We start from the raw sequence: 26086 nt of genomic DNA on the forward strand, positions 1-26086 counted from the left end.
AGTTAATCTTGTCTAAACTTAAGAAGGCCTTCCGTTATTCGGAAGGCCTTTATCTATTATGTCTCATTGGTTTTTCTTTGGCTCTGGTCTTCAAACGACTAGAGCTAATTTTATCTTATTTTTTATAAAAATCTTTACTTTTCAATCCCTTTGTTTTATCCTAAATAACGAACTGGTTCAAACATCCTACGTTTAATAAGGAGTTTTGATTTATGATCAACAAACTGCGTCGGACTTCGTTATCGGGGCAAGCGTACGCCGAAATGGAGAACATGATTTCCTCCGGCACCTGGCAGCTGGGACAGCGGATTCCTAGTGAAACCGAGCTGATGGAGAAGCTGGGCGTCAGCCGCAACACGCTGCGGGAAGCCGTCCGTGCTCTCGTACATGTGGGACTGCTGGATACCCGGCAGGGGGACGGTACATTTGTGATAGCTACAAGCGAGCTGGATGCAATTATGCAAAAAAGAGTTCACCGTTCCACCCTGCTCGAAACGCTTGAGGTCAGGCATGCCCTGGACCGGCAAGCGGTTCTGCTGGCCTGCGTTAACCGGACGGATGAAGACCTTGAAGAAATCAAAAAGTATGCCCAGCTGTGTGTAACGGCCCACCAGCATCAAATTCTGGAACAATTTGTTCAGGCAGACTGGAAACTTCATCAGGCGATTGTAACGGCCTCCCATAACGTCCTGTTGACCGATATCTATCTGAGCCTTTTTGCCGAGATCCTAACCTCTATTGCCCAAACGACCGAATGGGGGGAATCCTCTCAAATCGGACATCTGGTGCTCGTCGAAGCCATTGAAGAACGCGATGCGGACAAAGCGGCTTTGGAAGTCGACCGCTATATCGCCTTTTTCAAGGAAAAGACTTTAATCTCATAGAGATTCCATCTATTAATATACAAATTAAAGAGAAATGGAGAACCATACTTATGGAAGAAATAGATATGACCCCTCAAACCCGTAAACAGGCTGAGCGCCGGTCACAGACCGGCAACGCTTCGCTTCAGCCATCCAGAAGCCTCTTATCCGAGCTGGAGGCCGAGCAAAATGATGTAAAAAGAAGCGTGGCGCTGCTGCTGGTCGGCATCATTCTTATCGCTGCCAACCTGCGAACGCCTCTTACTTCCGTTAGTCCTCTGCTGGATTTAATTCGTTTGGATATTCCGATTTCAGGCACGCTGGCCGGGTTCCTGACCACGCTGCCGCTGCTCGCTTTTGCGGGATTATCCCCTTTCGTCCCCAAGCTGGCCCGGCAATTCGGCATTGAGCATACCTTGTTCGCCGCCCTGATCGTGCTGCTGGCGGGCAGCTTGATCCGCCAAGGCGGAAACGAAGCCTCACTGCTGCTGGGTACCGTCGTTACCGGGCTTGGCATCGCTGTCGGCAACGTTATGCTTCCCGCGCTGATCAAGAAGGAATTTCCGCATCGCCTTGGCATTATGACCGGCGTTTATTCCATCTCGATGAACGTATTCGCTGCTATGGCATCTGCCGTCAGCGTGCCGATCGCCCGCAGCACCTCACTCTCCTGGAGAGGCACCCTGCTGACGATTACGCTGATTGCCCTGCTGTCCATTCTGTTCTGGCTGCCGCAGCTTAGACATAATGCCAAACAGGGCAAAAATAAAGCGGCCGCCGTACAGGTCTCGGCTGCCCGTACAGGAAACGGCGATTCTGCCCGGCCTGTGGGCAGTTCCGGCACTACGCCAGCAGCTCCCGCTTCTGCGAAACCGGCCTTAGGCGCTGGAAGGTCCGGGAGCCCACGCAGCGTTTGGCGTTCCGGACTGGCCTGGAACATCACGTTATATATGGGACTGCAATCGCTGGTCTTCTACGTATTTGTCGCCTGGCTGCCGGACATGCTGCTGGGCCAAGGCTTATCCCATGAACAAGCCGGGTTTATGTTGTCCCTGCTGCAAATCGGTCTTATTCCGTTTACGTTTATCATTCCGATTATTGCCGCCCGGATGAGCAGCCAGCTGGGATTGATGGTTGGAACGGGCTGCTTCTATTTCCTCGGCTTCGCCGGCATTCTGCTTGCGCAGGGAAATCTGGGCATCCTTTCGTTATCTGTCCTTCTGCTTGGTGTAGCCGGAGGTACATCGTTCAGCCTGGCGATGATGTTCTTCAGCCTGCGGACGCGTACGGCGCAGGAAGCCTCCGAAATTTCCGGCATGGCGCAGTCGATCGGTTATCTGCTGGCGGCAACCGGGCCGTTCCTGTTCGGCACCATCCATGATGCCGCCAATTCCTGGAACATGCCGATGCTGCTGCTGTTCGCCGCAGCAGCCGTGCTGATCTTGGTCGGGATTGCGCCGTCTAAAGGGAAACGGTACGTGTTCCCCGAATAGAAAGGGATACCCATAGAGGTGTCCATACAAGGAGGACTTTCATGGAATCCCAGCAAATCCGCATCACACCGATGGAGCACAGCCAAACCCGGGATTTAAACGCGGCAAACGATCCTTTTCCGGCGCCGGGCCGGCTGGTGCCTACTTTTCTGAATCACGAGTGGTCCGTACAGGAGGAACTGTTCGAGGTCCCCTATGAAATCAAGTTCCCGAACGACAAGCTAAACTGCGACGATTATATCGGCAAATCAGATAAAATCATTTTTCTTGCTTATGATCAGGACATCTGCGTCGGACAGATCCGTCTGGTGAAAGACTGGAACCGCATGGCCTACGTGGAAAATATCGCAATCCGCCAAAGCCACCGATCCCGCGGGATCGGGAAAAGGCTCTTTGAAGCCGGGGAAAAATGGTCGCTGGAGCAGGGACTGCGCGGCATCATGCTGGAGGCCCAGGACGACAATCTGAACGCCTGCCGCTTCTACCTGAAGCAGGGCATGAAGCTTGGCGGGGCGGATACGATGAAACAAACGTTTAACCCTAAGATCGGGACCACCCTGTATTTCTATAAAATCTTAGGGTAGCACGCACCCTGCACCCGCTTGCAGCACAAAAAGCTGGCCTCCGGCAACGCCGAAGGCCAGCTTTCTTTTTTCATCGAACCTGTGATTAGCCCAAATTAATCTCGCGGATCTTCTCCAGAGGCACCTTCGGTTTCCGGTCCTCAGTCAAGAGGCCGTTAACCTCCTGCTGTACGTCGGTGATCTGCGTATAGCAGAAACCGGAAATGTAAGGCGTCGCTTTGATCGCGCCGACAATGCTGGCGAACCGCTCCAGGAAAGCTTCCTCGGAAGATACCTGGTTGCCGTACCCCCAGCCGCTGTCCGTCTGGAACGCGATGCCGCCGAATTCGCTGATGATGATTGGCTGGCCTTTGTAGCCGTAGCCTTCGGCAAAAGCATGTTTCCACTGGTTGAAGGCTACCCCGTTGTTCACCACCACGTCTTTGTCCTTATACATGGCCAGGAAATCCTCGCCGCGCTCCACATAATCATGCAGGGTCAAAATGTCGGAAACGGTGTGCTCCCAGCCGTCGTTGGTCACAACAGGACGATAAGGATCAATCGCTTTGGTCAAATGGTAGATCGCTTCCGTAAATTGCTGCTGCTTCACTTCATGGCCGATTTGCGGTACGCCCCATGATTCGTTAAATGGCACCCAGGTAATAATGCACGGATGGTTATACTGCTGCGGCACGATCTCCAGCCATTCTCTTGTAAAACGCTCAACCGCTTCATCGTTGAACTCGTAAGTGGCCGCCATTTCAGACCAGACCAGCATGCCTTTGACGTCGCACCAGTACAGGAACCGGGCGTCTTCGATCTTCATATGCTTGCGCAGGCCGTTGTAGCCCATGGCGGCAATCGCGTCGATGTCCTCGATCAGCGCTTCCTCGGAAGGCGGGGTCAGATGGCTATCGGTCCAGTAGCCCTGATCCAGAATCAAGCGCTGATACAGCGGTCCGTTGTTGAGCAGGATCTGGCCGTTTTCGATCGAAATTTTGCGCATGCCGAAATAGGAAGCGACGCGGTCGATCTCCCGTTCCCCTTCATACAGCACAAACTCTACATCGTACAGATTCGGGTTTTGCGGCGACCACAAGCTTTGCTTCCAAGGCCCGCCGGCTTCGTGCAGCACGCTGGTTTCCAAGGTGAGCCAGGCTCTATCCACCGAAAGGCTGACCGAGCGGACCGGCTGGTCCTTCAGCGTAATCTCCGCTTCGAGGCGCAGGTTGTTTTTCCCTTCCTGGCCCTGCATTTGAAAGTCGAAACGAATCATCTGCCGATCGATATCCGGCGTCATCTTGACCGAATCGATGCGCGCTTCATTGACAAATTCCAGCCAGACCGTCTTCCAGATTCCCGTAGTCTGTACGTAGAAACATTCAAAGCTGTCCCGCATCCAGCGTTGTTTCCCCCTCGGCTGCGTGCAGCTCATGCTGTCCTCTACGCTGACTACGAGGTTGTTCTCCGATTCGCGCACGACATAAGGCGTAATGTCGAAGGAAAAAGCGGCGTAGCCGCCTTCATGCTGGCCCACGAAAGTACCGTTCACCCATAGTTTCGCTTTGTAATCCACGCCTTCAAAATGCAATATCGTCCGCTTGTTTTCCGCCTCTTTTGGCAGCTCCAGCTTTTTGCGGTACCAGACCCGGGAATGCGGAGCCTCGATCCCGATCCCGCTTGCCGCCGTTTCATAAGTGAACGGCACTTTAATGATCTGGCTTTCCGGAAAAGAGGCGTACCACTCGCCGGTTTCCCCGGCCTCCTGGTCGTCAAAGGCAAAATCCCATTCTCCGTTCAAATTCGCCCAATCCTTGCGGACAAACTGCGGACGCGGATATTGTTTGCGGTATGCTTTTGTTGTCATATCATTTGCACCAAGCTTTCTGTGAATTAGTAAGAATCAGGCCTGCGGAGCCTGGCCAATTATTTTTCTACGGTTATTCGGTCAAAGCGGGAGGAAGTTCCCACTGATTTAAAGCCGATTTTCCCTTGCAGGAAAGGTTGTTCGCTTCTGTCTATATAAGTCAATACCGGATCGGAACCGTTATCCGCATACACGCTGATTTCCGGCCCGCGGGCCGACACCTTTAAACGGAACGTTTGCCCAGCCGCAGGCAAGTCGTATCCCGCATCTGCAAGCGGCACCGTCGAATAGTCATGTTTGGCTAAATGGATTCCTTGGTCGTCAAGATAAATAAAGTAGCCGCGCAGAAAATCATCCCGGTTCTGGTTCCGTTCCATCCCATTTGCCGGATCGGTCGCCCGGATCAAAATGCCGGTCTGGCCTCCTGCCTCAGGAACCGTGAAATCGGCCGTTACCGTATAGTCTGACCAGCCATAGTCGCCATACAAAATCTTGGCCGGCGAAATGGATGAAGCGCGCAATTGCCCTTCCTTAATCGACCATTCTCCTTCGTAGCGGGTCCAACCTAATGGATTTTTGCTGTCGAACTCCTCGCTTGCCGATTTTACGGGCGTATAAGCAGCCGCTTTAAACCATGCAAAGTCCATTGCTCCCGACTCCATTTGCACCTTCAACTGATGGAACCCTTTTTCCAGTTTGATGCCCTGAGCAGAAATCGTCTGCCATTCTTCTCCGTCAGGTCCGGCTTCGGCTTTCAGGGAAGCAAGCTGCTGTCCCTTCTCGTCCGTCACCCGGAAGGAAACCTCTTTCGAAGCCGGCAGAATATGAAAATGAAGGCTGTAAAGTCCGGTTTCCTCCACATTGACCTGATAACTAAGCTCGGCTCCGCTGTTCAGGCTCAGGGCGTCATAACCGCCCCGATCCTTTGTTTCGATTTTAGCGTCGCTATGCTTGCCTGCATGCGCATAATCAACGGCATCTATTTCCCCCGGAACCGGCGCATATGCTTCCCGGATGCCGCTGCCGTCCACAAAGTTGCTGAAAGCGGTGTAACCGAAGCCGGCTTTGGCATCGTTCAACACATAGCCAATTTTTCCGCCGCCTACATCGGCTTGAAGCTCAAGGTCCAGCAGCCTCATCGTTGCCGCAAAAATGCGCACCTGTTTGCCGCTGACTTCGATGCGGAGATTTTGCAGCTTTCCGGCATCGAAATTTTGCGGCAGCAGGGCTTTCTGCTGCCCCACGATCGTTCCTGCGCGATAGACTTTGGCGGTGATTTCGCCGGTTTTCTTATCCAGCAGAACTTCCCCGAAGTTCTTGCTATCCTTGTAGGAGAACACGGCTCCCGCCGCTTCCCCTTCCTTGACCTGAACATGGAATTCGGCCGTATAACCGGCTCCGGTGTCCGGTTTGGCCAGCAAAACCGAATCCTTCTGCCGGCCAAGGGAATCGCCTTCCATGCCTTTGTCCGCGTCTATCGTCCATTTGCCCTGCCCTTTTGCCGACCAGTCGCCCCCTAACGACGAGCGGTCAAAATAATCGGCAAAGGCAGGCAGAAGTGGCGCCGGCTGCGGGCTCGACGTCGGCCCCCATACGCTGAAACGGTCGCCGTTCCAAACGATGCGGTCCATGTTCATATGCCGCAGCGGCCCAACGATGCCGGGACCTTCAAGGTTGTGGTAGAACATGTATTGCGTATCGAGGTCCGGGCCCGTAACCACCGAGTTATGGCCGAGCCCAACCGTCTTCCCTTCGGACCGCAGAAGAACGGGGTTGCCCTCAAAACCCGCAAAGCCCTGCAGCGGATTATCGCTGACGGCAGCGTTGACGCGGTACCCGGAACTGAACACATGGTTCCCGGTGTAATTCATGAAATATTTTCCATTATGTTTAAATACGGTGGGGCCTTCCGTCCAGCCGCCCATAAACGCGCCGGTCTGCACTTCTTCGGGCGCCAGGGTAAGCGGGTCCGTCATAGACGCCGCCTGGATGCCGTTTGCTCCGGCATAGTAGAAATACCATTTTCCGTCATCGTCAACAAAGGTCGTGCCGTCGATGGTCCGCCCGAAATTTTCGGTTGAGAGCCGGAAAGGTCCCAGCGGGCTATCGCTTGTAAGCACGTAATGCCCTTGCCCAGCGGGCGAGGTATACATATAAAATTTACCATTCCAGTACCGCACCTCTGGCGCGTACGCCGCCGCAGTCTCCGGTTCTTCCGTACACAGCCCCTTATACTCCCAATCCACGAGGTTCTTCGAGCGCCAAACTTTCACTCCCGTATCGGTATCCCTTGTGCTGACATACAGATAATAATAACCGTTAAAGGAGAATACGAAAGGGTCTCCGAGGCCGTACTGTTCCCACTCGCCGTCCAGCGACACCGGGTTGGCGTAAGTATGTTCGCCTGGGTCAATTGCCTTTTCGTTACCCGTTCCGCAGCCTGCGATGCCGGTGCTTAAAGCAAGGACCAGAAGTCCGGCCCACCATTTGTTTGTAAACATCCGCATTCCTCCGCTTCGTCCCAAGGTCGCTTATCCTTTGATCCCCGACATGCTGATCCCTTTGACGATTTGCTTCTCGAAGATCACGAACAATACGATGATCGGCACCGAAGCGATCGCGTTGACAACCATCGGTTTCACGTAATCCTCCGAATATTGGCTCATCAGCGTCGGAATCCCCATCGGCAGCGTAAACAGGTTGTCGTTCGTAATCGACAGGAACGGCCAGAGGAAGTTGTTCCAGGAGCCGATAAAGGTCAAAATCGCCATGGAAGCCAGCGCCGGACGCGTCAGCGGCAGAACGATGCGCGTGAATATTTTCCAAATCCCTCCGCCGTCCATTTGAATGCTCTCCAGCAAATCGTTCGGAATGCCGTCAAAAAAGCTTTTGAGCACGATTACCGCTATCGGCGAAGCCAGCGCCGGGATAATAATTCCGCGATAGGAATTCAGCAAATGCATATCTTTAGCAACCTGGTAAAGCGGGATAATCGTTGCTTCGCCCGGAATGAGAAGCCCCGCAAGCACCAGGAAGAACATAAACGTCTTGTAGCGGAACGGGATTTTGGACAAGGCAAAACCGGCCATAGCGGCGATAATTACCGTCAGAACCATGACGATAACCGCCACCAAAATGCTGTTGCCCATCCAGTTGGTCAACTTCGTTCCCGTAAGGATTTCATGATAAACCGCAAAGGAGAATGGAGGTTTGAACCAGTCCAGCACAGTAATGATCTTCATGCCTTCTTGTTTGATGGATACAACCAGCATCCAGATAAGCGGGATGGCGAATAAAAAGGCCATTGCCACCGAAACGATGCGATACAGCCATTTCATCAGAGATCTCCCCTTTTCCGGTTATTGATCCAATACTGCAGCGCGGATAGCACCAGAAGAACGATAAACAATACATAAGACATGGTGGCCGCATAACCGAGATTGTTCTTCTTGAAGCCCGTTTGGTAGATGAGCTGGATGATCGGCCGGGTTTTGTCCAAAGGACCGCCCCCGGTAATAATGTAAATTTGCATAAACACTTTAAAGGACGCGATAATCTGCAGCATAGTGATCATCTTGGTGATCGGCGCCAAATAAGGAATCGTAATCCGCCAGAAAATCTGGTTGTCGTTTGCTCCGTCCAGTTTGGACGCTTCGTAAACCTCATCCGGAATTTCCTGCATAGCCGACAAATAAAGAATGAAGTTGAATCCGACAGTCCACCACAATGTAACGAGCGTAACCGTAATCCATGCTAAGCCCGTTTCGGTGAGCCAGAAGATTTCCGTGTTTTCCGGCAAGATATGAACAAGATGAAGTGCTGAATTCACCAGCCCCGTATAGGGCTGGAAAACAAACAAGCCGAGATAAGAAGCAACCGCAACGGACAATATGCTGGGGATGAAAAATATGCTGCGGTAAAACTTTTGCAAAACCGATTTCCGGTTGGCAATAAGAGCAAGCAGGATGCCGAGCACGATCATGGTCGGCGTTGACAGGACAACAAAGATCGCCGAATGCCACAATGCCTGCCAAACTTCTTTATCGTGTATGACGTTCCTGTAGTTATCCCAGCCGATATACCCCATCTTCTTGATTAAAGTCCATTTGTAAAAGGTCATTTGAACCCCTTTAACCATGGGCCAAATGGTAAACAGACAATAAACAATTAAGAAAGGAAGGAGGAATAACAGGGCAAGGACATCCGCTCTAAGCTTTTTCATTTTCATTTGCCTTTCCCCCGTTCAATAAGATCACAAGCCCGCGCAAAGGTTCCGCCAGGCTTGTGATCGTTTCTATTGTCGTTTAGTCGTTCAAGACTTTTTGGATATCGGTTTGCATTTTGTCCATCGCATCCGCCGGCGTCATTTTGTTTGCCCATACTTCGTTCAAGTATTTGTAGGAAACATTGTCGCGAATCTGTTGCGTTTTCGTGGATTGTTTGCTGAATTTAACGGTATCGGCAACGGAAACATAATCACTGCGGTAAGGCATAGCTTTAAACTCCGGTTTTTCGAATACGGACGGTTTGGAAGGGATATGTCCCGCTTTGGCCCAGATTTGGCCGTTATCGGCTACCCAGTTGGCAAATACCATGGCCGCTTTCCGTTTAGCCGGATCTTCTTTCGAAGTCGTCGGCAGAATGATGGTATGCGAATCGCCCCAAGTGGCTTCCTGATCAAAAATCTTCGGAATCGGCATCGCTCCGAATTCTAAGCCTTTCGTGGATTCCCAAGTACCTGTTGCCCATACGCCGGTCATCATGATAGCTGCAGTGCCGCTTTGGAAATTTTTGTAGAAATCCGGATCGTTTTTCTTGATGTATCCTTGGGTATATAATTTCTGAATAAAGTCAGCTGCTTTTATGCCTTTATCCTTATCGATATCCGCAGATTTCAAATCATCGGAAATAACGTCGTTGCCGCCTTGTTGGGAATACAAAGCCCACCAGAAACGGTAAGGGTCGTCATTTGCGTTAGACAACGCGAAAGGTGTAATCTTGCTAGGCAGCTTCTCTTTAAGCGTCTTCAAAAAGTTCATGAATCCGTCTTCCGATTGTTCCATAACCGGTTTGCCGTCATCCCCCAGCAAGCCCGCTTGCTTCAGCAGCGCTTTATTGTAGTACATAATGAACGGGTGGGTATCGATCGGCACGGCATAATGCACGCCGTCCACCGTATCCGCGCTGAGCAGGTTCTGGTTGAACGTGCTCCAATCCACGCCGGCAGCTTCAGCTGCGGCGTTCAAATCTGTAGCGACGCCTTGATCGATCAAGTCAGGCAGCCGCGAAGCATGGGAGATCCCGATGTCGGGGCCGTTGCCGTTGCCTACGGCGGTAATCAGCTTGGTGTAATATTCTGCATATACCAACTTCGTATTTTTAACCTGAATGTTCGGGTGGGTTTTGTTGAATTCATCGACGAGAGCCTGCATGTTGTCGCCGTCGCCGCCGTCGAACAAAGTCCAGAAAGATAAAGTTACCTTCTCTCCGCCGCTGTCCGAAGCGTCACCTGCATTGCCGGAAGCCGCGTTGCTGCCATTGCCGGAATTGGAACTGGATTCGTTCCCGCCGCTGCTCGCATTGCCTCCCCCGCCGCTATTTCCGCAGGCGCTCAAAACAACGGAAAACGATAGCAGCAGCGTCAGCAACATAAAACCGAAACTTCTCTTCTTCATTCGTGTCTCCCCTTTAATTTAAAAGTGAAAGATACAAACATCAATTCTGTTTTATTACATAATTTTTGTATCTTTAAGGCGATTATAGGCCCTGTTAAGTCCTATGTCAACGCTTTCAAACAATTATTTTGTAATTATAAAGATTAAAAAAGGCGGTTAGCTACAGTAATCCTGCAACTAACAGCCTTTTATAAAGAGATTTTGTCAGCTTATGAACAGCTTACGAGCAAGCTAATAAGCTGCTTAGGCCTGGGCTCCTTCTTCTTCCTCGGGCACAAAATGCACCTTCATGACCAGATTTTGCTCGTAATCGCCGAACTGCCTGCCGAACAAATTGATCCCGCCCTGATGGACCGCATCCGGCTTGATGCCGATTCTTAAACGGACCTTCGGGCTCTGATCCAGATTCAGCTGGCTGAGGTTAACGGAAGAAACCTTCTCCATGTCCAGCGTCGTCTTCTCCCGGTCGACCTTCCAGGTCTTGAGCAGGCCGTATTGGGTGGACCAGTCCAGCCACCAGGATGGATTTAGCTTGCCTCTGCGGTCGCCGAAGTCGCCCGGGCAGGTCCACATGCCGATCTCGATGCCGTTGATCCAGACGGAAATGTCAGACGGCCAGTTATTGTCGTAATTAGGGGCCTCGGAGCACATCTCCATCGACAGCTCCAGCGCCTCGATGCGCGATCCGGCAGGAATCTCCATCGGCAGCAAATATTCCACATAACCTTTGCGGAACCACATGATCTGGGCGCTGATATGTTTTGGATGATAGAAACTCGCCGGCTCGTCCTCGCGGATGATCATCCCCTCGGCATTGGCCATGCCGCAGGTCGGCACCACCTCGCAGTCACTGTAATGGCCGATCGGCACATCCACCTCATAGACCCTAATGTCGCCTTTGGGAATCGATTTCTCCTGATTTAACGCGATATGAATATCGTCATAATTCCGGCTGCACACCTTCATCGCTCCCCTTGAAGCCGGGAGAAGTTCGGTATTGATCAATTTGGCGGCCTCCAGCACCCGGATGTTGTTGGCCACCGTGGACACCGGAAGCTTGAGCAGCTCGGAAATCTCAATGACATTAAGGTTTTGGGACACCAGCAAACGCAGAATATCCACGCGCGAACGCGTCGATAAAGCATGCGCCACCGTCACCAGCTGTTCGGGATCGTCAAAACTTAGCTCTAACATGACTTTGCACTCCTCTTGAACTCGACGTCTGCTGCTTATCATTTCTAGGTCAAAATACTTCTATGACCATAATACTACTTTAAACCGGTTAACAAAATCAATAATTCGGTAATAAAATGAACTTTTTGTATCAAACAGGAGAGGACAAGAGGAATTTTGGGAAGAAAAAAAGCATTCCGGTTAAGGAATGCTTCAATGAATCAATTATGGAATAAATGAATGAATAGGATGAATGATTGAAAAATCTCCGGTGCCAGCGGCTTGTTAAGAATAACTGATCCTGGAGCGGGTCAACCGGTATTTATACAACTCCGGCAGAACCACGCCGATAAGAACAATGACCACTCCAACCCATTGCAGGACACTTACATGCTCGCCCAGCACAATCGAGGACATCAGCACCGCTACCGGCAGCTCCGCCGCCCCGAGAATGCCGGCCATATCCCCGCCGGTATGAGGGACGCCGACTGCAAACAGCACGGGCGGCAGGAAAGCCCCGAAGAAGCCGAGCAGCAGGCCAAACACGAGCAGCTCGCTCCAGATCAATCCGTTGAAGAGAAACGTTGGCGGGAACAGGATACACAAAAGGACGAAGCCGCCCGTTACCATCCAGGCGCTCCGGTAAGCCGGATGTGCGGCAGGAACGGCCCTGCCGCTAAACAGGACAAACAGCGAGTAGCTTACCGCTGACATCAGACCAAACGCGATGCCCCAAATATTAAACTCGCTCAGCCCCTGCTCCAGGAAACCTGCGGCGAGCAGTGTACCGCCGAACAGCACCAGCAGCGTCAGCAGCGTGACCTTATTAGGCCGCTGGCGTTTGAGCACAGCCTGAATCAATACGCTGATCCAGGTAAACTGGAACAGCAGCAGGATCGCCAGCGAGGCCGGAATGTACCGCAGCGAATGGTAATACACCAGCCCGGTAATGACGGTCGGCGTACCGGCCGCCATCAGCAGCAGGCGCTGCTTCCAGGTCAGCTGCTGGAACCCCCCGGCAGCTGCGGCCAAGACCTCTGCTTGGCCTGCGTTTTTACCTTGACGTTGACGTTGTTGGGCCTGTTCTTCGCCTTGCCCATTACGCCGTCCCGCTTCGCAAGCCTTGCGGCCCTGTCTGAATTTCGTGAAGAAAGCAAGCAGCCAAGACAGAATAAACCCGGTCAAAAGCTGACTTCCCACCACTTCCCCCAAATCATAGCCCTGCCCGTAAGCGAGCACCACTATCGTAGATAAAATGCCGTAACTCATCGCTCCCGCGAGAACGGCAATATAATATTTCATAGATTCGATAACCCCCTGGTAATAAGAATCCAAAACGCAAAAAATCCTAACCCCGCAGCCTGAAAGGAGCGTTAAGCTCTTTTCATAGCTTCGTAGTTAGGAAGTTAAGGCTTCCTGTAGAAACCCTCGCCCTGTGTACACGAATCGGCCTGCGAGGTTATACGAAAGGAATATAGAATAGCTTGCGTTTTTCGCAGCATAAAGTTCAAGCAACAACTTTTCATATATTACATGGCAAGTAAGGAGCTGTCAACCTTCTTCTTCTGGGCGATTTTTTTAATAGGGCAGCTGTTGATTTCTATTCTTGATCCAGGTACGTAATGTTAAACGGTGCATTAGTGATAAACAATACCGTAGCCCCGCCTTCGGCAGCGGCTCCATGCTCGGCCACGATCCCTTCGGGGAACCAGACAAAACTTCCCGGTCCAAAAGAACCTTGGCTGGTATAAAGCGTCCCTTCCAGGACATACATGCCGTGAGACATTTTGTCATGGATATGCCATGGGGTGATAAAACCTTGCGGATAATAGCAATAGTTAATGAGCATGCCCGTGTCAGGATCGTTGAGCAATTTCTTCTCGTACATTCTGATGTCGGTATTTTCCTTGACCAGCTCATCCCACTCCATGTTGTGAATGTCTTTGGCGATGAGCTTGATTTCATTGTGCAGATTTTCCATCATGCTTGTTCCTCCTTGGTAAAATGAATAGTGTTTTGCAGTCTGCAAATACGCTTTAAACAAGGCATACCCCAGCAGGAGTCAGCGCCCTTCCGAAATCGATTTCAAAACTGACCGGCAAGGCGCCGGATATTTTAAGATGGGGGGGTATTCCCTTCGAATATATCGCCAAACCCGGGCGGCGTAACCATCCATTTCGGATTTTTTTGAGCGTACCATTCGGGCGCGAGTGAGGCTGGGCTGCCCGAGGCACAGGCCGTTTTCGAAAAAATAAAGACGTGACCGGCGATCGTTTACAGCGATCTATTAACCGGTCACGTCTAATCTTTTTACCTCTTCATAGATAACTACCGATCCATATCAGATAACGCTCCATATACTCGTTCTATATCCCTGCTTAACTAATCGAAGATTTCCGCTGCTTCAAGTCCTCCAGAATGACCGGGTATTTTTTGTCCAGCTTATACATCCAAAGGAAGATCAAGGTGATGATCCCGATCACCATCGGGATATAGATATTCAAGGCCAAGATCATGGAATTCGCCAAATGGGACTGCGTTGCCGCCCCGCCGACATACCCTCCCAGCTGAAGCAGCCACCCCAGCATGGCTGTGCCGAGACCGGTGCCGACCTTAATGCCGAAGCTCGCGGCGCTGTTCACCAGTCCCTCTGTGCGGACTCCGGATTTCCATTCCCCGTATTCAACGGTATCGTTAACCATCGCATAAAGTACCGCGGTCAGCGGCACCCCTCCGAAACCGCTTACAACACTGCCAATTATAAAGCAGGTCAGGCTATTTGGATTGGTGAGTTTGATAATATTGCCGACCAAACCGAGCAAGCCACCGAAAATCGCGATATTCCGTTTGCCGAACTTCTTAATCAGTGGGGCGATAAACAGCATGCCGATCAAGACCGGAAGCAGTCCCGCCGTGCTAATGATCCCTAAATAACTGGAGTTGCCTAAAATATACTGCGCATAATAGATGCCCGCCCCCTGCAGGCCTGATCCGATATAGGTAAATACGCCGATCAGCAGCATGAGCAGCCAATATTTATTGGAAAACAGCGCTTTGATCCCTACTTTCAAAGGGACGTTGTCTTTGACCTCGCCGGCATTGCCCACCACTTCTTTCGTGTAGCGGAACAGGAAAAACAAAATAACAATCATAACGATGCTGTACAGGACGGCCACCGTCGCCCAAGCAGATTGTCCGCCGCCGAAAGCTTTGACTAGCGGGATGGTCGCCGATGAAGCAATGATCGAAGCCCCGATCGCAAAAAACATCCGGAAAATATTGGCCAGCGACCTGGAATACTGGTTCTGCGTGATTAACGCAAGAAGCGTGTTATAAGGAATATTCGCTGCGGTATAAATCAAGTTCATCAATACATAAGTTGCGGCGGCAAAAACGATCTTGCCTCCCGTGCTCAAACCGGAAGGCACGGAGAACAGCAGAACGGTCGAGATCCCGAGCGGAAGGGCCATCCTGAAGATCCAGGGCCGCGCCTTGCCGTGTTTGGATTTCGTCCGGTCAATGACGATCCCCATGGCGATGTCGCTGATGCCGTCCAGAACGCGGGTCAGCAGCAGCAGAGTACCGACCGCTCCCGCTGCGATACCGACCGAATCCGTATAATAATAGGATAAAAATGTGCTGGTCAAAATCCAGACCAAGCTGTATCCCAGATCGCCTATGCCATACCCCAGCAATCTTCCGGTTTTCAACTGGTCGGATGAGACGTTGTTATTTTGCAGAACCTCTTTGTCCATATATGCTCCCCCTAAACATGCATTCAATCATCAGGTTGTGTGCAGATGGTGGTACAGGGCCCCATAAACATTGGCATCCAGGGACAACGCGCCTTTGTTCACCGGAATCCGGTAATCGTCACGGTCGCCGCCGGTCATTTCGAAAAAGCGGCCCGGTTCGCCCTCCAATACCCGCCCGGTGATTTCATCCAGCTTGCGCCGGATGGTCGCCATCACCAGCTCCTGCTCGCATAAACCGCCGGTGATCACCGTCATTTCCAAGTCCAGCAGCAGCGCCGAATTGAAGATCAGGGCGGCAATCCCTTCGCAGTAAAGCTCAAGCATACCGAGAACGGCCGGGTCTCCTTCCGCGGCAAATTCAAAAAAACGTTGGCCCGTCATCTCCTGAATCGGGATTTGTTTCATGGCGGATAACTGGTATAGCAGAAGAGCAAAAGAAGTGGTGGCACTCGTCAGCTCGGCTTTGCCGCCTCCGTACGCGCCCAGCATGCCAAAAACCATAGCCGCGTTCCGTTTGCTCCCCTCATACAGCTTCCCGTTCAAAATCAGACCGCCGCCCAGGCCGCTGCCCAGCACCAGCACCAGCAGGTTATTGGCTCCCTGTCCCGAGCCTTTCCACCATTCGCCCAGCGCGGCGGAAAAGCCGTCGTTCAGTACCGTAACAGGAAGCCCGCTTCGAGCTTCCATTTCCTGCTTCAGGTTGACGCCCTGCAAAATTTGCGGGATGTAGGCGCGGTAGATGTCTCCGCCCGCGTCCATTCGCCCGTTGGTGCTGATCGCGATGGCGTCGCCGCTGCCGCGGTATTTCGCGACTATTTGTTCCAGATTGGCAAAAAAGGCTCCCGCCGAGTCGTAGACCGTCGGCACTTTCTCCTTGGCGAGAACCTCTCCTTCCGTCGTCATCAATGCAAATTTCGTATTTGTAGCTCCTATGTCAAAAACCAATTTGTTCATCTCGTTTACCGCCTTTAGCTTGCTGTTTAGAGAACTTCCCCGTTGGTGGAAATCACTTGTTTAAACCAGTCGTAGCTTTTTTTCTTATAACGTTTAAGATCCTTCAGATCCGTGTCCGTACGATTCACGTAAATAAACCCGTAACGTTTCTTCATTTCGCCCTGGGAGCTCAAAATATCGATCGGTCCCCAGGTCAGGAAGCCCATCAGATCCACGCCATCTTCGGCCACGGCCAGCTTAAGCTGATTCAGATGTTCGCGGAAATAATCGATCCGGTAATCGTCTTCAACCGTCAGGTCTTGATTCAGCTCTTCATCTACGCCTATTCCGCATTCAATCGTGAACACCGGGAGGCGGTAACGTTCATGAATTTCTTTGACCGTCAGCCGGAGACCGACCGGATCAATGGCCCAACCCCACTCGGTGACCTCGAGATATTCATTTTTGACCGGTACCTGGAACAAACTCATCAGGATGGAAGCTCCGTCCGTGTTCAATCCGGCTTTAATGGTGGCAGACTGATAATAGCTGTGAGAGAGAAAATCCATTTTGCCTTGTTTGAGGTAATCCAGATCCTCCTGTGTGAATGGCGGCGTGCTTCCCGTCCGTTCCCATTCGGCCAGAAGATCCGCCGGGTATTCGCCGTAGGCCAGGATATCCAGCGTCTGATAGTTATAGTTCCGGTTGCCGCGTTCCGCCGCCAGTACATCCTCCGGCTTGCAGGTAGCCGGGTAGACCGGCATAAAGTTCACCATCCCGCCTACCTGGGCATGAGGTGCATATTCGCGGGCCAGATGCACAACGGATGCAGAAGCAAGGAAGATGTGATGCATACAAATGGCCTGCTGTCTGTTTTTCTCCTCTTTGGACATCGATTCCGGCAGATAATAGGTTTGCATCAAAGCAGCGGCATTCTGCTCGTTAAATGGAAGGTAATATTTCACGCGTTTGCCGAAACGCTGAATGACGGTTTGGGCGTATTTTTTGAAGCCTTCGAGGGTTTCTCTTCCCACCCATCCGCCGTATTTCTGCATCAAAGCAAGCGGCATATCAAAATGGTGCAAACAAACGACCGGCTCAATGTTGTATTTCAAGAGCTCGTCGATCACATTTTCATAAAATTGAAGCCCTTCCTCATTCACTTCGCCTTCCCCGTCCGGCAAAATGCGAGCCCAGCTCAGCGAGAAACGGTATGAGTTGAAACCCATGCCGGCGAACAAAGCGATGTCTTCTTTATATCGATGGTAGAAATCAATCGCGACCTTCCAGTCGGAGCCTGATTTGGTTTTTTCCTGTACATCATAAGTGGTCAGCCCTTTCCCGCCTTCGTTCCAGGCTCCCTCTGTCTGCATGCTCGAGACGGAACCGCCCCATAAAAAATTCTCCTTAAATACGCTCATGTCCAATCCCCTTTTCCTGAAAAATTTAACTTCCGGCAGCCCGTCAAAGTGACCCGCCGCCGTAATTGTAAGCGGTTATATTGCCATATTAGCAATCGTGCCGCATAATAGTTGTAATATTTTAAGGTTTATAACACGATTTCAAGGAGGTAAATAAGGATGAGCAGACGACAAGCCGAGCTTGCCATGAAACAGATGCTGATGTCCGGGTACGGGCATTATTCACGGGCCGAAGAAAATAAAGCCTTTAACGCCTTTCTTAAAGGCATCGATACGCAGTTTGAGTATTCCTGGTCGGAATTCCCACTTGCCCAGCAGCCCTTGCGCGCCATCAAAAACCACCTGATCTGTTTTGTCGCCGTCACCTGCCGTTATGCGGCGGACTTGGGCGCCGACGATGAACGCTGTTATGCGCTGAGCGATTACTATATCAATGAAATTGAAAACCGGGCGGATATTCAGAACTGGAAGGATATGATTCTGGAGATTTCGCAGCATTACGTCGAACAGGTCCGTCTGGGCAGCGAAAAGAAATACAGCCTGCCGATCCAGAAAGCGGTCCGGTATATCCGGCAGCATCTGTACGAGACCTGCCGGCTGCAGGACGTCGCGGCCGCAATCGGCGTTCATCCCAGCTACCTTTCCTCGCTTTTTAAGAAAGAGACCGGGGTTTCGCTGACGCATTTTGTAAGGGAAATGAAAATGAACGAAGCCAAAAACATGCTCCGCGACGGGGAATATTCAGAATCCGAAATTGCGGAAATGCTGGGGTATCAAAGCTTGTCTTATTTCTGCAAGGTATTTCGGGAGGTTCATTCGTGCAGTCCGCGGGAGTTTGCGATGGGGGAAATGGGATTGGCAGGTGAACTATCAACTTAGAATTTCATTAATTGGATTAAAAGTATAATTTCGCTGTGATCAGAGTGACCATTTATTTAAAAGGAGGGAAAAGAAAAGGAGTTGTTATATTAGCAATTGCATCCATGCTGCTCGTATGCGTTATAGCACTGTCTTAAACGATTCTTCATCCCAAGCTAAACCATCTGATCCAATCGTCGATCGTTTAAACCCTGTCGATAATCCCGCTAGTGATAAAGAAAGAAACGATGTGAAAAGAGATTCCCTGAATGGGAATATGGAAAGCGCTTCCCCTTTGAAATAAGGCCTCCACTGCTTCCAGCAAGTTCAATTTGATGATCTCCGCTAAGTCTCTTATCTTCAGCCCTACTTGCTTTATTAAATGGGGCTTACTCCATTTTAAGCTGATGTAGCTGCGTAAAGGCCATAACTGCGTAAAGCTATAATTAATAATATGAATTGCTGATTGCCTGGAAAGAAGTTAAAAAGTAATACTTCAAATCCCTATGTACGCACATGAGGTGAACCAGGGCAGTTTGAAGATAATCCATGGAGCTAATCGATCCACGCACCTGCGTGAGGTGCGACTACGTGGGTGCAGCTGGAATCTATTAGGTTTTATGCATTTCAATCCACGCACCTACGTGAGGTGCGACATTCGTTCGCGTATTCGTACACTGCGTCGTCCGATTTCAATCCACGCACCTACGTAAGGTGCGACGAGGCGTGATGGACTTTCTCACCGGCGTGTTTACAGGATTTCAATCCACGCACCCACATAGGGTGCGACTTACCCACTGGCCATTGCTAGTTTGAATCGTATTCCGATTTCAATCCACGCACCCACATAGGGTGCGACTCGACTTTTCCTATTTTTCGAGGATACGCATTCCAATTTCAATCCACGCACCCACATAGGGTGCGACCCGGAAGTAAATAATAACCATCGGCCTGTTTAGTACGATTTCAATCCACGCACCCACATAGGGTGCGACATTGTGGTGGCTGACCTGGATGCGGTCAGCCTGCAATTTCAATCCACGCACCCACATAGGGTGCGACGCCATTTCCAACTCCGATGTATAGCCGTTGTTTATTTCAATCCACGCACCCACATAGGGTGCGACGGACGCGGAATCAACGCTTCAATGACTCGGATAAAATTTCAATCCACGCACCCACATAGGGTGCGACATTGTCTCCAAGTATAAGAGCTTTTTTTATGTTGGATTTCAATCCACGCACCCACATAGGGTGCGACGCTGACGTTCACGGCTCAATTATCATATTCGATATTTCAATCCACGCACCCACATAGGGTGCGACACGTTATTGAGATTTTGGACGTAGCGGACAGTCAAATTTCAATCCACGCACCCACATAGGGTGCGACCCTATATCGCGGAGGGCTACGGCGTAGGAATAACCATTTCAATCCACGCACCCACATAGGGTGCGACCCGATATCCAGGCGCAGATTGACGCAGCAAAAGTGATTTCAATCCACGCACCCACATAGGGTGCGACTACATTCTCGAACGCGCCGTTCCAAGTGAAAATATTTCAATCCACGCACCCACATAGGGTGCGACGATGACAACGTTTTAGATACGATTAACGCGATCATTTCAATCCACGCACCCACATAGGGTGCGACGTGCGTACGGCAATTTAACGGGCGACAACCGGTTGATTTCAATCCACGCACCCACATAGGGTGCGACGTACGAAAGCGTGGATAATGCGGCCTTGACACGAATTTCAATCCACGCACCCACATAGGGTGCGACAGCGATTCTTAACAAATTAAGGGTAAAAATCGCATTTTTGAACTCAACTTGTTCCAAAATCAATCTTTTCCCATAAGATATTTGTTTATTTTTACCATAAAATGAAATTAATCATGTTTTTCTTGGTGCGAATCCCCCAGGGAAATCATGTTCGCTTCACATTCGCACTATAAAATCAGGGGTCCTTCCAAATCAAGCGAAGTCTTGATTCCTACATGTTCTACTTTATTTTTGTATTGGTTCCCAAGCTGATAAAATCGCAGGCTGTCTTGCTCTGGATCAATCAACTCAATTAACCTGAGTTTAAGCGCTGCCCATTCTGCAGCATCTACGATGCATTCGAACACAGAATTTTGCACGCGCTGGCCATAATTTTGGCATACTTTAGCCACCTGCCGCAGTCTTCTTTGTCCTGAGGAGTCAACGGTTCTAACATCATAAGTAATGACTACCATCATCGTCCAACACCTACTTCCACAAAAATGGAGGATATTCATCCAGATCGCCGCGCAAATAACGCGCCAGCAGCAGGGCTTGAACATGCGGTACAAGTCCCCAGGAAATATTTTCTCCCAAATAAGGATGGGTGATCTTGTCCTGTTTTCGGCTTTGCCAAGCAGTCAGAAACTTTTTACGGCCTTCTTCCGTCAAGAGGACGGCTCCGTTTTCTTTACGTATAAAATCTCCTGAGTTCAATACCTTTTTATTGATCAGCGACAAAACAAACCGATCGGCATAAATACCCCGCAGCTCCTCCATAACATCCAAGGCCAAGGAAGCTCGTCCCGGGCGGTCACGGTGCATAAAACCTACATAAGCATCAAGCCCCACACCTTCGAGTGCGGAAGCCATATCATTTGCGAGTAAAGTATAAGCCAGAGACAGCATAGCATTGACGTTATCCAAAGGCGGTCTGCGAGAACGGGTATGGAAGAAAAAATCCTCTTTCTGCTGCAGAATCATGGAATCGAGAAATTTATTATAGCTGACCGCTGCTTGCCCTTCCAGCCCTCTTAACCGTTCCAGTTCCTCGCATTCGCGGATACCCAGCATCAACCCGGACAAGTGGAGTGAAGTCTCCTTAAATTGAGCCACATCAATGCGCAGAGGATAATCCCGGGTCATTCGCTCAAGCATCCATTTATGGTTATACACTTTACCTAATATAAAATTGCGAGCCACCCTGGCCGATAAGGCCTCATCCTCTGAGATGGCATACTGCTTTTTCCTTAGAACTACATTTCCCCTGCTTGCTCCAATTACTCTCGCCAGAAATCTCCCATTTATCGTCATAAAGACAATAGAAATATTCCGTTCTGCACAATATCCCATAAGAGCCGGACTGGCTCCCGTGTAACCAAAAGAAACAATAGATTCGAGGTTATGCAGCGGCAGCCGTCCCAGCTTCTCCTGCTCTTTCAAAAGAACAATATTGTCGCCATCCAGCGATAAATAAACGTCCGGCTGATTAATGAACAAAGTGTTCAGCAGCTTCTTCATTCCTTCATTTTCCCTTCGATATAGCTTTTGACCGAACGCTTGTTCAAAACCTCCGGCAGGCATACCGATTTCAAAGAACAGCTGTTGCAAAAAGATCCTGTTTTGACTTTAGGCGTGTACCTTCTGTCATAATAATCTCGCATTTCTAACAAAATGCTTCTTACCCGATCCTTTAGTTCAACCGTTAACGGCACCTCAACCCGATGTTTGATCTCATTGTAGAACATGAAGCCAACCGGAACAGGACAAAGCAGCATTTCCTCCAGACAAATCGCCTGCGCTGCAAGCTGTAACAGGTCCGCTTCATTTTTTTTGGGCTTGCCCCGTTTATATTCCACAGGACAAGCCTTGTATTTTCCTTCCGCTCCGCTAATTTCAACGCCATCATCATCCTGAGTAAACTCAACCACGTCGCAGATGCCTGTCATTTTCAATTCGTCGGACTTAACGGGTAATGCTCGAACAACGAGCTTATCCCCGCGTTTCTCTCTGACAAACGGCTGGTCCGCTTTGCGGTGAAGATGCTGTCCTTCAATCGTACGCACATTCTCTTCCCACTGCTGCTCGATATGGATGAGTGCCCACTGTCTTTTGCAGAATTGGAAGTGTTGAATACCAGACAGCATCAAATAATCATCGTCGTGATTAGCGTCCATCCAGAACTTCGACCTTTAACCCATCAAGTTCATAGACCTCGACAGCATAGTCCTCAAATTCTCTTGGTTCTTCCTTTTTGGATCTGATTTGCAGCGAACGGTGTACTTTAGCCGATGAATATTGCCCCAATTTGGAGTCATGCTCCCACCAGTACACCTTATGCACTTCCATGCTGCCTTCAGGTCTAGCCGAAGATAAGTCATTCTCAAACAAGGTCAGGAGCGCCTCTTTGACTTTATCTGCATCTTCGTTGGTAAAGCCGGTTTTCTCCGCAAGCTGCGTGTTGATGCTGCCATAAAAAACATACAAACCAAAATCAACGCGATGCTTCATCCCCATTGTATCCGAACCCCGGTCTGAGCCTGGCTCTGAATTCACGCTTTTGGTGATTTGCATGCTGGTAATATCAATCGGGTCCACACTTCGAGCGGTATGAATGGATACCGGACCTCTTACGCCAACGGAAACGCCGCTCCCGCTGCTAGTCCCTTTAAAAGCAAACACTTGTCCAAAGCTGCGAACGTCGATCCATTCCTGACAAGCAACTTTGGCAAATTCATCACCTGATACTGACTTAGGTTTCAGGATTTCACTAAGTTTGGAGTTGCCCGCTGCACGTTCTCGCAAACTGCCGTATTCATCCGTCTTGCGATCGTTGGATTGTACAAAAATAGCTTCGCCCATATCCTGCAGCCGATTCCGGATCTTCCGTTTGAGTGCTACATCGGAAATTTCTCCGTAGCCGTCATAATTTTGTCTTGGACGGTTCCCGTTTAACGGGTCGCCGTTAGGATTTGCACTGGTCACCGACAGAACAACAGCAAAATCAATTTTATGATCCAAACTACTCATTCCAATCACTCCTCAATATGGGTTTCTTCCGCTTCAGCGGCATCGTCACGATTTTTGCCTTGATATAGAGCGTGTCTCTGACTGTAAAAGCCCAGCAGATATTTACCAGTTAACGGTTTGTTGTTAAAATCCTCCGGCTTAAACTTAAATCCGATTTCATCGATGATTTTTGTCCAGTAGGTAGCTGCTGCTCCCAAACGGGCTTGATAAGGCTGCAAGCTTTCTTGAATAACTCGCCAAGTGCGCTCCGGATGCTTGGAAAAAGCATTCATATACCGTATAGCGTTAGTAGCCCTTTTCTCCTCTTTACCAAGCGCACGTCTTTCCAGCACATCTGCCACAGCCAGCATACGTCCAAACAAGTAGCTGCGGTCGTCGTTATTTTCATCCAGCGCCAAGCCGATCCCCTCCTTTTTATCCGATAAATGTTTATTGATTAAAGCGCAGGCAATACTAAGCGTTTTCTCCCATTCCCAGTTCTCCAGGGCAACAGGGTTGGAGGCCCGGTTGATGACACTGTTAATAATATCCTGAGGAATTCTTGTACCATCTACAATACAAGGAAGCATACGCTCCATCAGCCCTTTAACAATCTTGTCGCCTGCTCGAGGCCCATAAGCCGCAAAAGCAATGTCCCGGGTGGCTGGAGCTCCAAAGAAAGCAACAAAATCGCCTTGTGCATTTTTCCGGTAACGATGCAGCCAAGCACAGGAGGTGTGCCACTCAGCGAGCTTGTCCAAATACAGCTCCTTGTTCATATTCCTGAAATACAAGACCGCCATACGACCCGTTGTTGCAGAATCCAAGACCAAAATGTTAACTTCCGGTTGAAAATGATCCTTAGTCTTGTCTCCCAGCTTATTTTTGTACCCATCTAAGGCCTTGGAGACTTCACGGGCCAAAGCTTCGTTCGTGTTGGACATACGAGCTACTTCCGGCATCGCTTCCGGATCAAGTGCAAAGGTATCCTCTGCCGGATCAGGGATATAGAGTGAATCGTTGCCCCAAACCAGGAATACCCGGTCATCAATCGTTTTGCCCTGACGGTTAATCAGCCATTTTAAGGCATTATGTGCTTTCTGCGATACTTCATAGCTGATGCTAGCCGCATCATGGCTCTGCACAAAACGTCCGCGAAACGTAAAGCCCGTATCATCGTTTGCCGAGATGAGCTTGGCTTTGTCAGCCGCATTGCGAATTTTGTTCGCATGCCGGTCGGTACTGGGAAGCTTTTTCCCCGTCACATAACAAAGATCTTCATCGCCAAGCCGCTCCCCATAGTAAGCGATAAAAGAATCATAAACTTCCTTATCCTTCCAAACATCGTCAAGCTGGCGAGTTGGTGAATAGACGTTAAAACGCACAAAAGCACTTGTCTGGTCCCCAGCTACAACACCAAAAATAGTCGGCTTCTCTGGATAAAGCGTTTCGTACTTTTTATCCCATTTCTCGATTAAACGATTGTTCTCATCTACAGCCAGGACAGGGGTTGAACTCAAACTTACTAAATCTCGAATCAACGTCCTTTGCCGAAGATAACGATAAATCGCGATTACTTTAGGATGTCCATAAGGAGATTCCGCCCAATTTTGCAATTCGTGTATGTAAGTTTCAAAAGGCTCTTCTCCTTTGACCTGGCCGCCATAGGCTACAAAATCACCAGCGACATAACTCAGCTTGTCATGCAGTGGATAAGGCGAAATTACGGCTCCCGCCCGGCTTGCCGATTTCTCCGTGCAGGGAATCAAGGTGCTTGCATCACTTTTGCCAATGACTTTCGCTGAATGGAACTCTCCATTCTCTGTAACCAGGACTTCAATGTGGGCATTCTGCGTGGTATGCGAGACAGGCAAAAGCGTATATTCTCGTTCATTTCTAAGCGCCGTCTCGCCAACGTGGTCCAGGTTGGATTCATAGGTTTCATACAGGCTAAGCAGCCAGCTCATCGGTTCTCCTCCTCTCCCCAACTGGCTAACAATTGTTCTGCCGACTCCACATTCGACTCGTTGAACAACTTAGGTTTCATTTCGGAAATCACGCGAACCTGCGTACATTCCTCCGGTCTTGGAAACGTAATAACTCCATCCTTCATCACCGGCTGCCACAGCCGGACCTCCATTTGGTTCCTGCCGGTTTCGTCCGGATAATTGATGCCGTGTACCATCGTCCCCAGATGAATCTCACCGTATTTGTCGTAAAAGCTCTCGCCCTCACCAAATACGCAAGGTTCTACGTACCCTTGACACTCCCGTGTACCGAGGAAAATATCCCTGCGCCCGCCGGCCTGGACACTCCGCTTAAGGATGTTGTGATGCTTATTTTCGTTGCGGTCAAATTCCATATCCGGGCGATTCATATTGAACTCAAAGTGACATCTCACTTGATAATGCACGTCTTTCAAATAGGTATAATTCGCAAGCGTATTCCCGCCGCTGTAATCGATAGGACGAACCCCTTTAGACTCCATGCGGATTGCGTTCATGACCCGGATCTCATCGATAATAAAAAGGATAGTAGGTTTCCAGTAAATACTCTCGACGATTCCCTTTATCGCCTGAAAGGTTGGAACCTGGTAACTCAACTTCTCACCGCCAAGCTTCGTCAGCGGGTCAGTAAATAAGGCGTAATCACCATATACGGAGAATTCCACGCTGTTTCGGATCATTTATAATCACCTCCTTTAAAA

Annotated in this window: 21 protein-coding genes, 1 CRISPR repeat array and 1 riboswitch; of the genes, 4 read left to right on the top strand and 17 right to left on the bottom strand. The window is 50.1% G+C overall.

The window, feature by feature from the left end; translation table 11 throughout:
* Positions 1-212 precede the first annotated feature (212 nt).
* The 3 genes from CBE73_RS09890 to CBE73_RS09900 are packed head-to-tail and all read left to right on the top strand — an operon-like array spanning position 213 to position 2940.
* On the top strand, positions 213-884 hold the full coding sequence (locus CBE73_RS09890) for a FadR/GntR family transcriptional regulator (protein WP_094094096.1): 672 nt from the start codon (positions 213-215) through the stop codon (positions 882-884).
* A gap of 50 nt (positions 885-934) precedes the next feature.
* A complete protein-coding gene (locus CBE73_RS09895; RefSeq protein WP_174704695.1) occupies positions 935-2356 on the top strand; it encodes a CynX/NimT family MFS transporter in 1422 nt (473 codons plus the stop codon).
* A 41-nt stretch (positions 2357-2397) separates the two neighbouring features.
* Positions 2398-2940, top strand: coding sequence for a GNAT family N-acetyltransferase (locus tag CBE73_RS09900; RefSeq protein ID WP_174704696.1), 543 nt, complete (start codon positions 2398-2400; stop codon positions 2938-2940).
* Between the two features lie 85 nt (positions 2941-3025).
* Here CBE73_RS09900 and CBE73_RS09905 read toward each other — a convergent pair whose 3' ends face one another.
* From CBE73_RS09905 to CBE73_RS09955, 11 genes are all read right to left on the bottom strand, one after another.
* Complete coding sequence (locus CBE73_RS09905; RefSeq protein ID WP_094094097.1) at positions 3026-4786, bottom strand: glycoside hydrolase family 2 protein; 1761 nt, start codon at positions 4784-4786, stop codon at positions 3026-3028.
* Between the two features lie 59 nt (positions 4787-4845).
* A complete protein-coding gene (locus CBE73_RS09910; protein WP_174704697.1) occupies positions 4846-7287 on the bottom strand; it encodes a family 43 glycosylhydrolase in 2442 nt (813 codons plus the stop codon).
* Between the two features lie 30 nt (positions 7288-7317).
* Entirely contained in the window at positions 7318-8124 is an 807-nt protein-coding gene (locus tag CBE73_RS09915; RefSeq protein WP_094094099.1) for a carbohydrate ABC transporter permease, read from the bottom strand.
* Positions 8124-9014 carry a carbohydrate ABC transporter permease gene (locus CBE73_RS09920; RefSeq protein ID WP_094094100.1) on the bottom strand — a complete coding sequence of 297 codons (891 nt, stop codon included), beginning with the start codon at positions 9012-9014 and terminating at the stop codon, positions 8124-8126. Before CBE73_RS09920 ends, CBE73_RS09915 begins: the two co-directional genes overlap by 1 nt.
* 76 nt (positions 9015-9090) lie before the next feature.
* Positions 9091-10461 (bottom strand): ABC transporter substrate-binding protein, encoded by a 1371-nt coding sequence (locus CBE73_RS09925; protein WP_229752618.1) that lies wholly within the window; start codon positions 10459-10461, stop codon positions 9091-9093.
* 243 nt (positions 10462-10704) lie between these two features.
* Positions 10705-11655 carry an ArsR/SmtB family transcription factor gene (locus CBE73_RS09930; protein WP_094094101.1) on the bottom strand — a complete coding sequence of 317 codons (951 nt, stop codon included), beginning with the start codon at positions 11653-11655 and terminating at the stop codon, positions 10705-10707.
* A gap of 264 nt (positions 11656-11919) precedes the next feature.
* The gene (locus CBE73_RS09935) at positions 11920-12936 is read right to left on the bottom strand and encodes an EamA family transporter (protein WP_094094102.1); all 1017 of its coding nucleotides are present in this window, start codon (positions 12934-12936) and stop codon (positions 11920-11922) included.
* A gap of 73 nt (positions 12937-13009) precedes the next feature.
* A riboswitch (purine riboswitch) is annotated at positions 13010-13121 on the bottom strand.
* 113 nt (positions 13122-13234) lie between these two features.
* Complete coding sequence (locus tag CBE73_RS09940; RefSeq protein WP_217349730.1) at positions 13235-13618, bottom strand: cupin domain-containing protein; 384 nt, start codon at positions 13616-13618, stop codon at positions 13235-13237.
* A 394-nt stretch (positions 13619-14012) separates the two neighbouring features.
* Complete coding sequence (locus CBE73_RS09945; protein ID WP_094094103.1) at positions 14013-15389, bottom strand: MFS transporter; 1377 nt, start codon at positions 15387-15389, stop codon at positions 14013-14015.
* A gap of 30 nt (positions 15390-15419) precedes the next feature.
* Positions 15420-16343: an ROK family protein gene (locus tag CBE73_RS09950; RefSeq protein ID WP_094094104.1), complete on the bottom strand. Its 924-nt coding sequence runs from the start codon at positions 16341-16343 to the stop codon at positions 15420-15422.
* A 26-nt stretch (positions 16344-16369) separates the two neighbouring features.
* A complete protein-coding gene (locus CBE73_RS09955; RefSeq protein WP_094094105.1) occupies positions 16370-17743 on the bottom strand; it encodes a glycoside hydrolase family 1 protein in 1374 nt (457 codons plus the stop codon).
* Positions 17744-17902: 159 nt separating this feature from the next.
* Here CBE73_RS09955 and CBE73_RS09960 point away from each other — a divergent pair, with 159 nt between their 5' ends.
* On the top strand, positions 17903-18622 hold the full coding sequence (locus CBE73_RS09960) for an AraC family transcriptional regulator (protein ID WP_094094106.1): 720 nt from the start codon (positions 17903-17905) through the stop codon (positions 18620-18622).
* Positions 18623-19225: 603 nt separating this feature from the next.
* Positions 19226-20391: direct repeats of the CRISPR family, unit length 32 nt; unit sequence ATTTCAATCCACGCACCCACATAGGGTGCGAC.
* 167 nt (positions 20392-20558) lie between these two features.
* Here the strand turns inward: CBE73_RS09960 and cas2 are convergent.
* From cas2 to cas5c, 6 genes are read right to left on the bottom strand one after another with little or no spacing between them, the layout of a single operon-like run.
* Complete coding sequence (cas2, locus tag CBE73_RS09965; protein WP_094094107.1) at positions 20559-20849, bottom strand: CRISPR-associated endonuclease Cas2; 291 nt, start codon at positions 20847-20849, stop codon at positions 20559-20561.
* 10 nt (positions 20850-20859) lie between these two features.
* Positions 20860-21891, bottom strand: a complete 1032-nt coding sequence (cas1c, locus tag CBE73_RS09970) for a type I-C CRISPR-associated endonuclease Cas1c (protein WP_094094108.1) — start codon at positions 21889-21891, stop codon at positions 20860-20862.
* Positions 21888-22547 carry a CRISPR-associated protein Cas4 gene (gene cas4, locus CBE73_RS09975; RefSeq protein WP_094094109.1) on the bottom strand — a complete coding sequence of 220 codons (660 nt, stop codon included), beginning with the start codon at positions 22545-22547 and terminating at the stop codon, positions 21888-21890. The genes cas1c and cas4 overlap by 4 nt, the downstream gene beginning before the upstream one ends.
* Positions 22537-23400, bottom strand: a complete 864-nt coding sequence (cas7c, locus tag CBE73_RS09980) for a type I-C CRISPR-associated protein Cas7/Csd2 (protein ID WP_094094110.1) — start codon at positions 23398-23400, stop codon at positions 22537-22539. Before cas7c ends, cas4 begins: the two co-directional genes overlap by 11 nt.
* A 5-nt stretch (positions 23401-23405) precedes the next feature.
* The gene (gene cas8c, locus CBE73_RS09985; RefSeq protein ID WP_094094111.1) at positions 23406-25346 is read right to left on the bottom strand and encodes a type I-C CRISPR-associated protein Cas8c/Csd1; all 1941 of its coding nucleotides are present in this window, start codon (positions 25344-25346) and stop codon (positions 23406-23408) included.
* Positions 25343-26062: a type I-C CRISPR-associated protein Cas5c gene (gene cas5c / locus CBE73_RS09990; protein WP_094096240.1), complete on the bottom strand. Its 720-nt coding sequence runs from the start codon at positions 26060-26062 to the stop codon at positions 25343-25345. Before cas5c ends, cas8c begins: the two co-directional genes overlap by 4 nt.
* Positions 26063-26086 lie beyond the last annotated feature (24 nt).

The organism is Paenibacillus physcomitrellae (assembly GCF_002240225.1).
GTDB classification, from domain to species: Bacteria; Bacillota; Bacilli; order Paenibacillales; family Paenibacillaceae; genus Fontibacillus; species Fontibacillus physcomitrellae.

Excerpts from the sequence above, each read along its gene's own strand:
- CBE73_RS09890 (WP_094094096.1), top strand. The coding sequence starts at position 213 with ATGATCAACAAACTGCGTCGGACTTCGTTATCGGGGCAAGCGTACGCC.
- CBE73_RS09895 (WP_174704695.1), top strand. The coding sequence starts at position 935 with ATGGAAGAAATAGATATGACCCCTCAAACCCGTAAACAGGCTGAGCGC.
- CBE73_RS09900 (WP_174704696.1), top strand. The coding sequence starts at position 2,398 with ATGGAATCCCAGCAAATCCGCATCACACCGATGGAGCACAGCCAAACC.
- CBE73_RS09905 (WP_094094097.1), bottom strand. The coding sequence starts at position 4,786 with ATGACAACAAAAGCATACCGCAAACAATATCCGCGTCCGCAGTTTGTC.
- CBE73_RS09910 (WP_174704697.1), bottom strand. The coding sequence starts at position 7,287 with ATGTTTACAAACAAATGGTGGGCCGGACTTCTGGTCCTTGCTTTAAGC.
- CBE73_RS09915 (WP_094094099.1), bottom strand. The coding sequence starts at position 8,124 with ATGAAATGGCTGTATCGCATCGTTTCGGTGGCAATGGCCTTTTTATTC.
- CBE73_RS09920 (WP_094094100.1), bottom strand. The coding sequence starts at position 9,014 with ATGAAAATGAAAAAGCTTAGAGCGGATGTCCTTGCCCTGTTATTCCTC.
- CBE73_RS09925 (WP_229752618.1), bottom strand. The coding sequence starts at position 10,461 with ATGAAGAAGAGAAGTTTCGGTTTTATGTTGCTGACGCTGCTGCTATCG.
- CBE73_RS09930 (WP_094094101.1), bottom strand. The coding sequence starts at position 11,655 with ATGTTAGAGCTAAGTTTTGACGATCCCGAACAGCTGGTGACGGTGGCG.
- CBE73_RS09935 (WP_094094102.1), bottom strand. The coding sequence starts at position 12,936 with ATGAAATATTATATTGCCGTTCTCGCGGGAGCGATGAGTTACGGCATT.
- CBE73_RS09940 (WP_217349730.1), bottom strand. The coding sequence starts at position 13,618 with ATGATGGAAAATCTGCACAATGAAATCAAGCTCATCGCCAAAGACATT.
- CBE73_RS09945 (WP_094094103.1), bottom strand. The coding sequence starts at position 15,389 with ATGGACAAAGAGGTTCTGCAAAATAACAACGTCTCATCCGACCAGTTG.
- CBE73_RS09950 (WP_094094104.1), bottom strand. The coding sequence starts at position 16,343 with ATGAACAAATTGGTTTTTGACATAGGAGCTACAAATACGAAATTTGCA.
- CBE73_RS09955 (WP_094094105.1), bottom strand. The coding sequence starts at position 17,743 with ATGAGCGTATTTAAGGAGAATTTTTTATGGGGCGGTTCCGTCTCGAGC.
- CBE73_RS09960 (WP_094094106.1), top strand. The coding sequence starts at position 17,903 with ATGAGCAGACGACAAGCCGAGCTTGCCATGAAACAGATGCTGATGTCC.
- cas2 (WP_094094107.1), bottom strand. The coding sequence starts at position 20,849 with ATGATGGTAGTCATTACTTATGATGTTAGAACCGTTGACTCCTCAGGA.
- cas1c (WP_094094108.1), bottom strand. The coding sequence starts at position 21,891 with ATGAAGAAGCTGCTGAACACTTTGTTCATTAATCAGCCGGACGTTTAT.
- cas4 (WP_094094109.1), bottom strand. The coding sequence starts at position 22,547 with ATGGACGCTAATCACGACGATGATTATTTGATGCTGTCTGGTATTCAA.
- cas7c (WP_094094110.1), bottom strand. The coding sequence starts at position 23,400 with ATGAGTAGTTTGGATCATAAAATTGATTTTGCTGTTGTTCTGTCGGTG.
- cas8c (WP_094094111.1), bottom strand. The coding sequence starts at position 25,346 with ATGAGCTGGCTGCTTAGCCTGTATGAAACCTATGAATCCAACCTGGAC.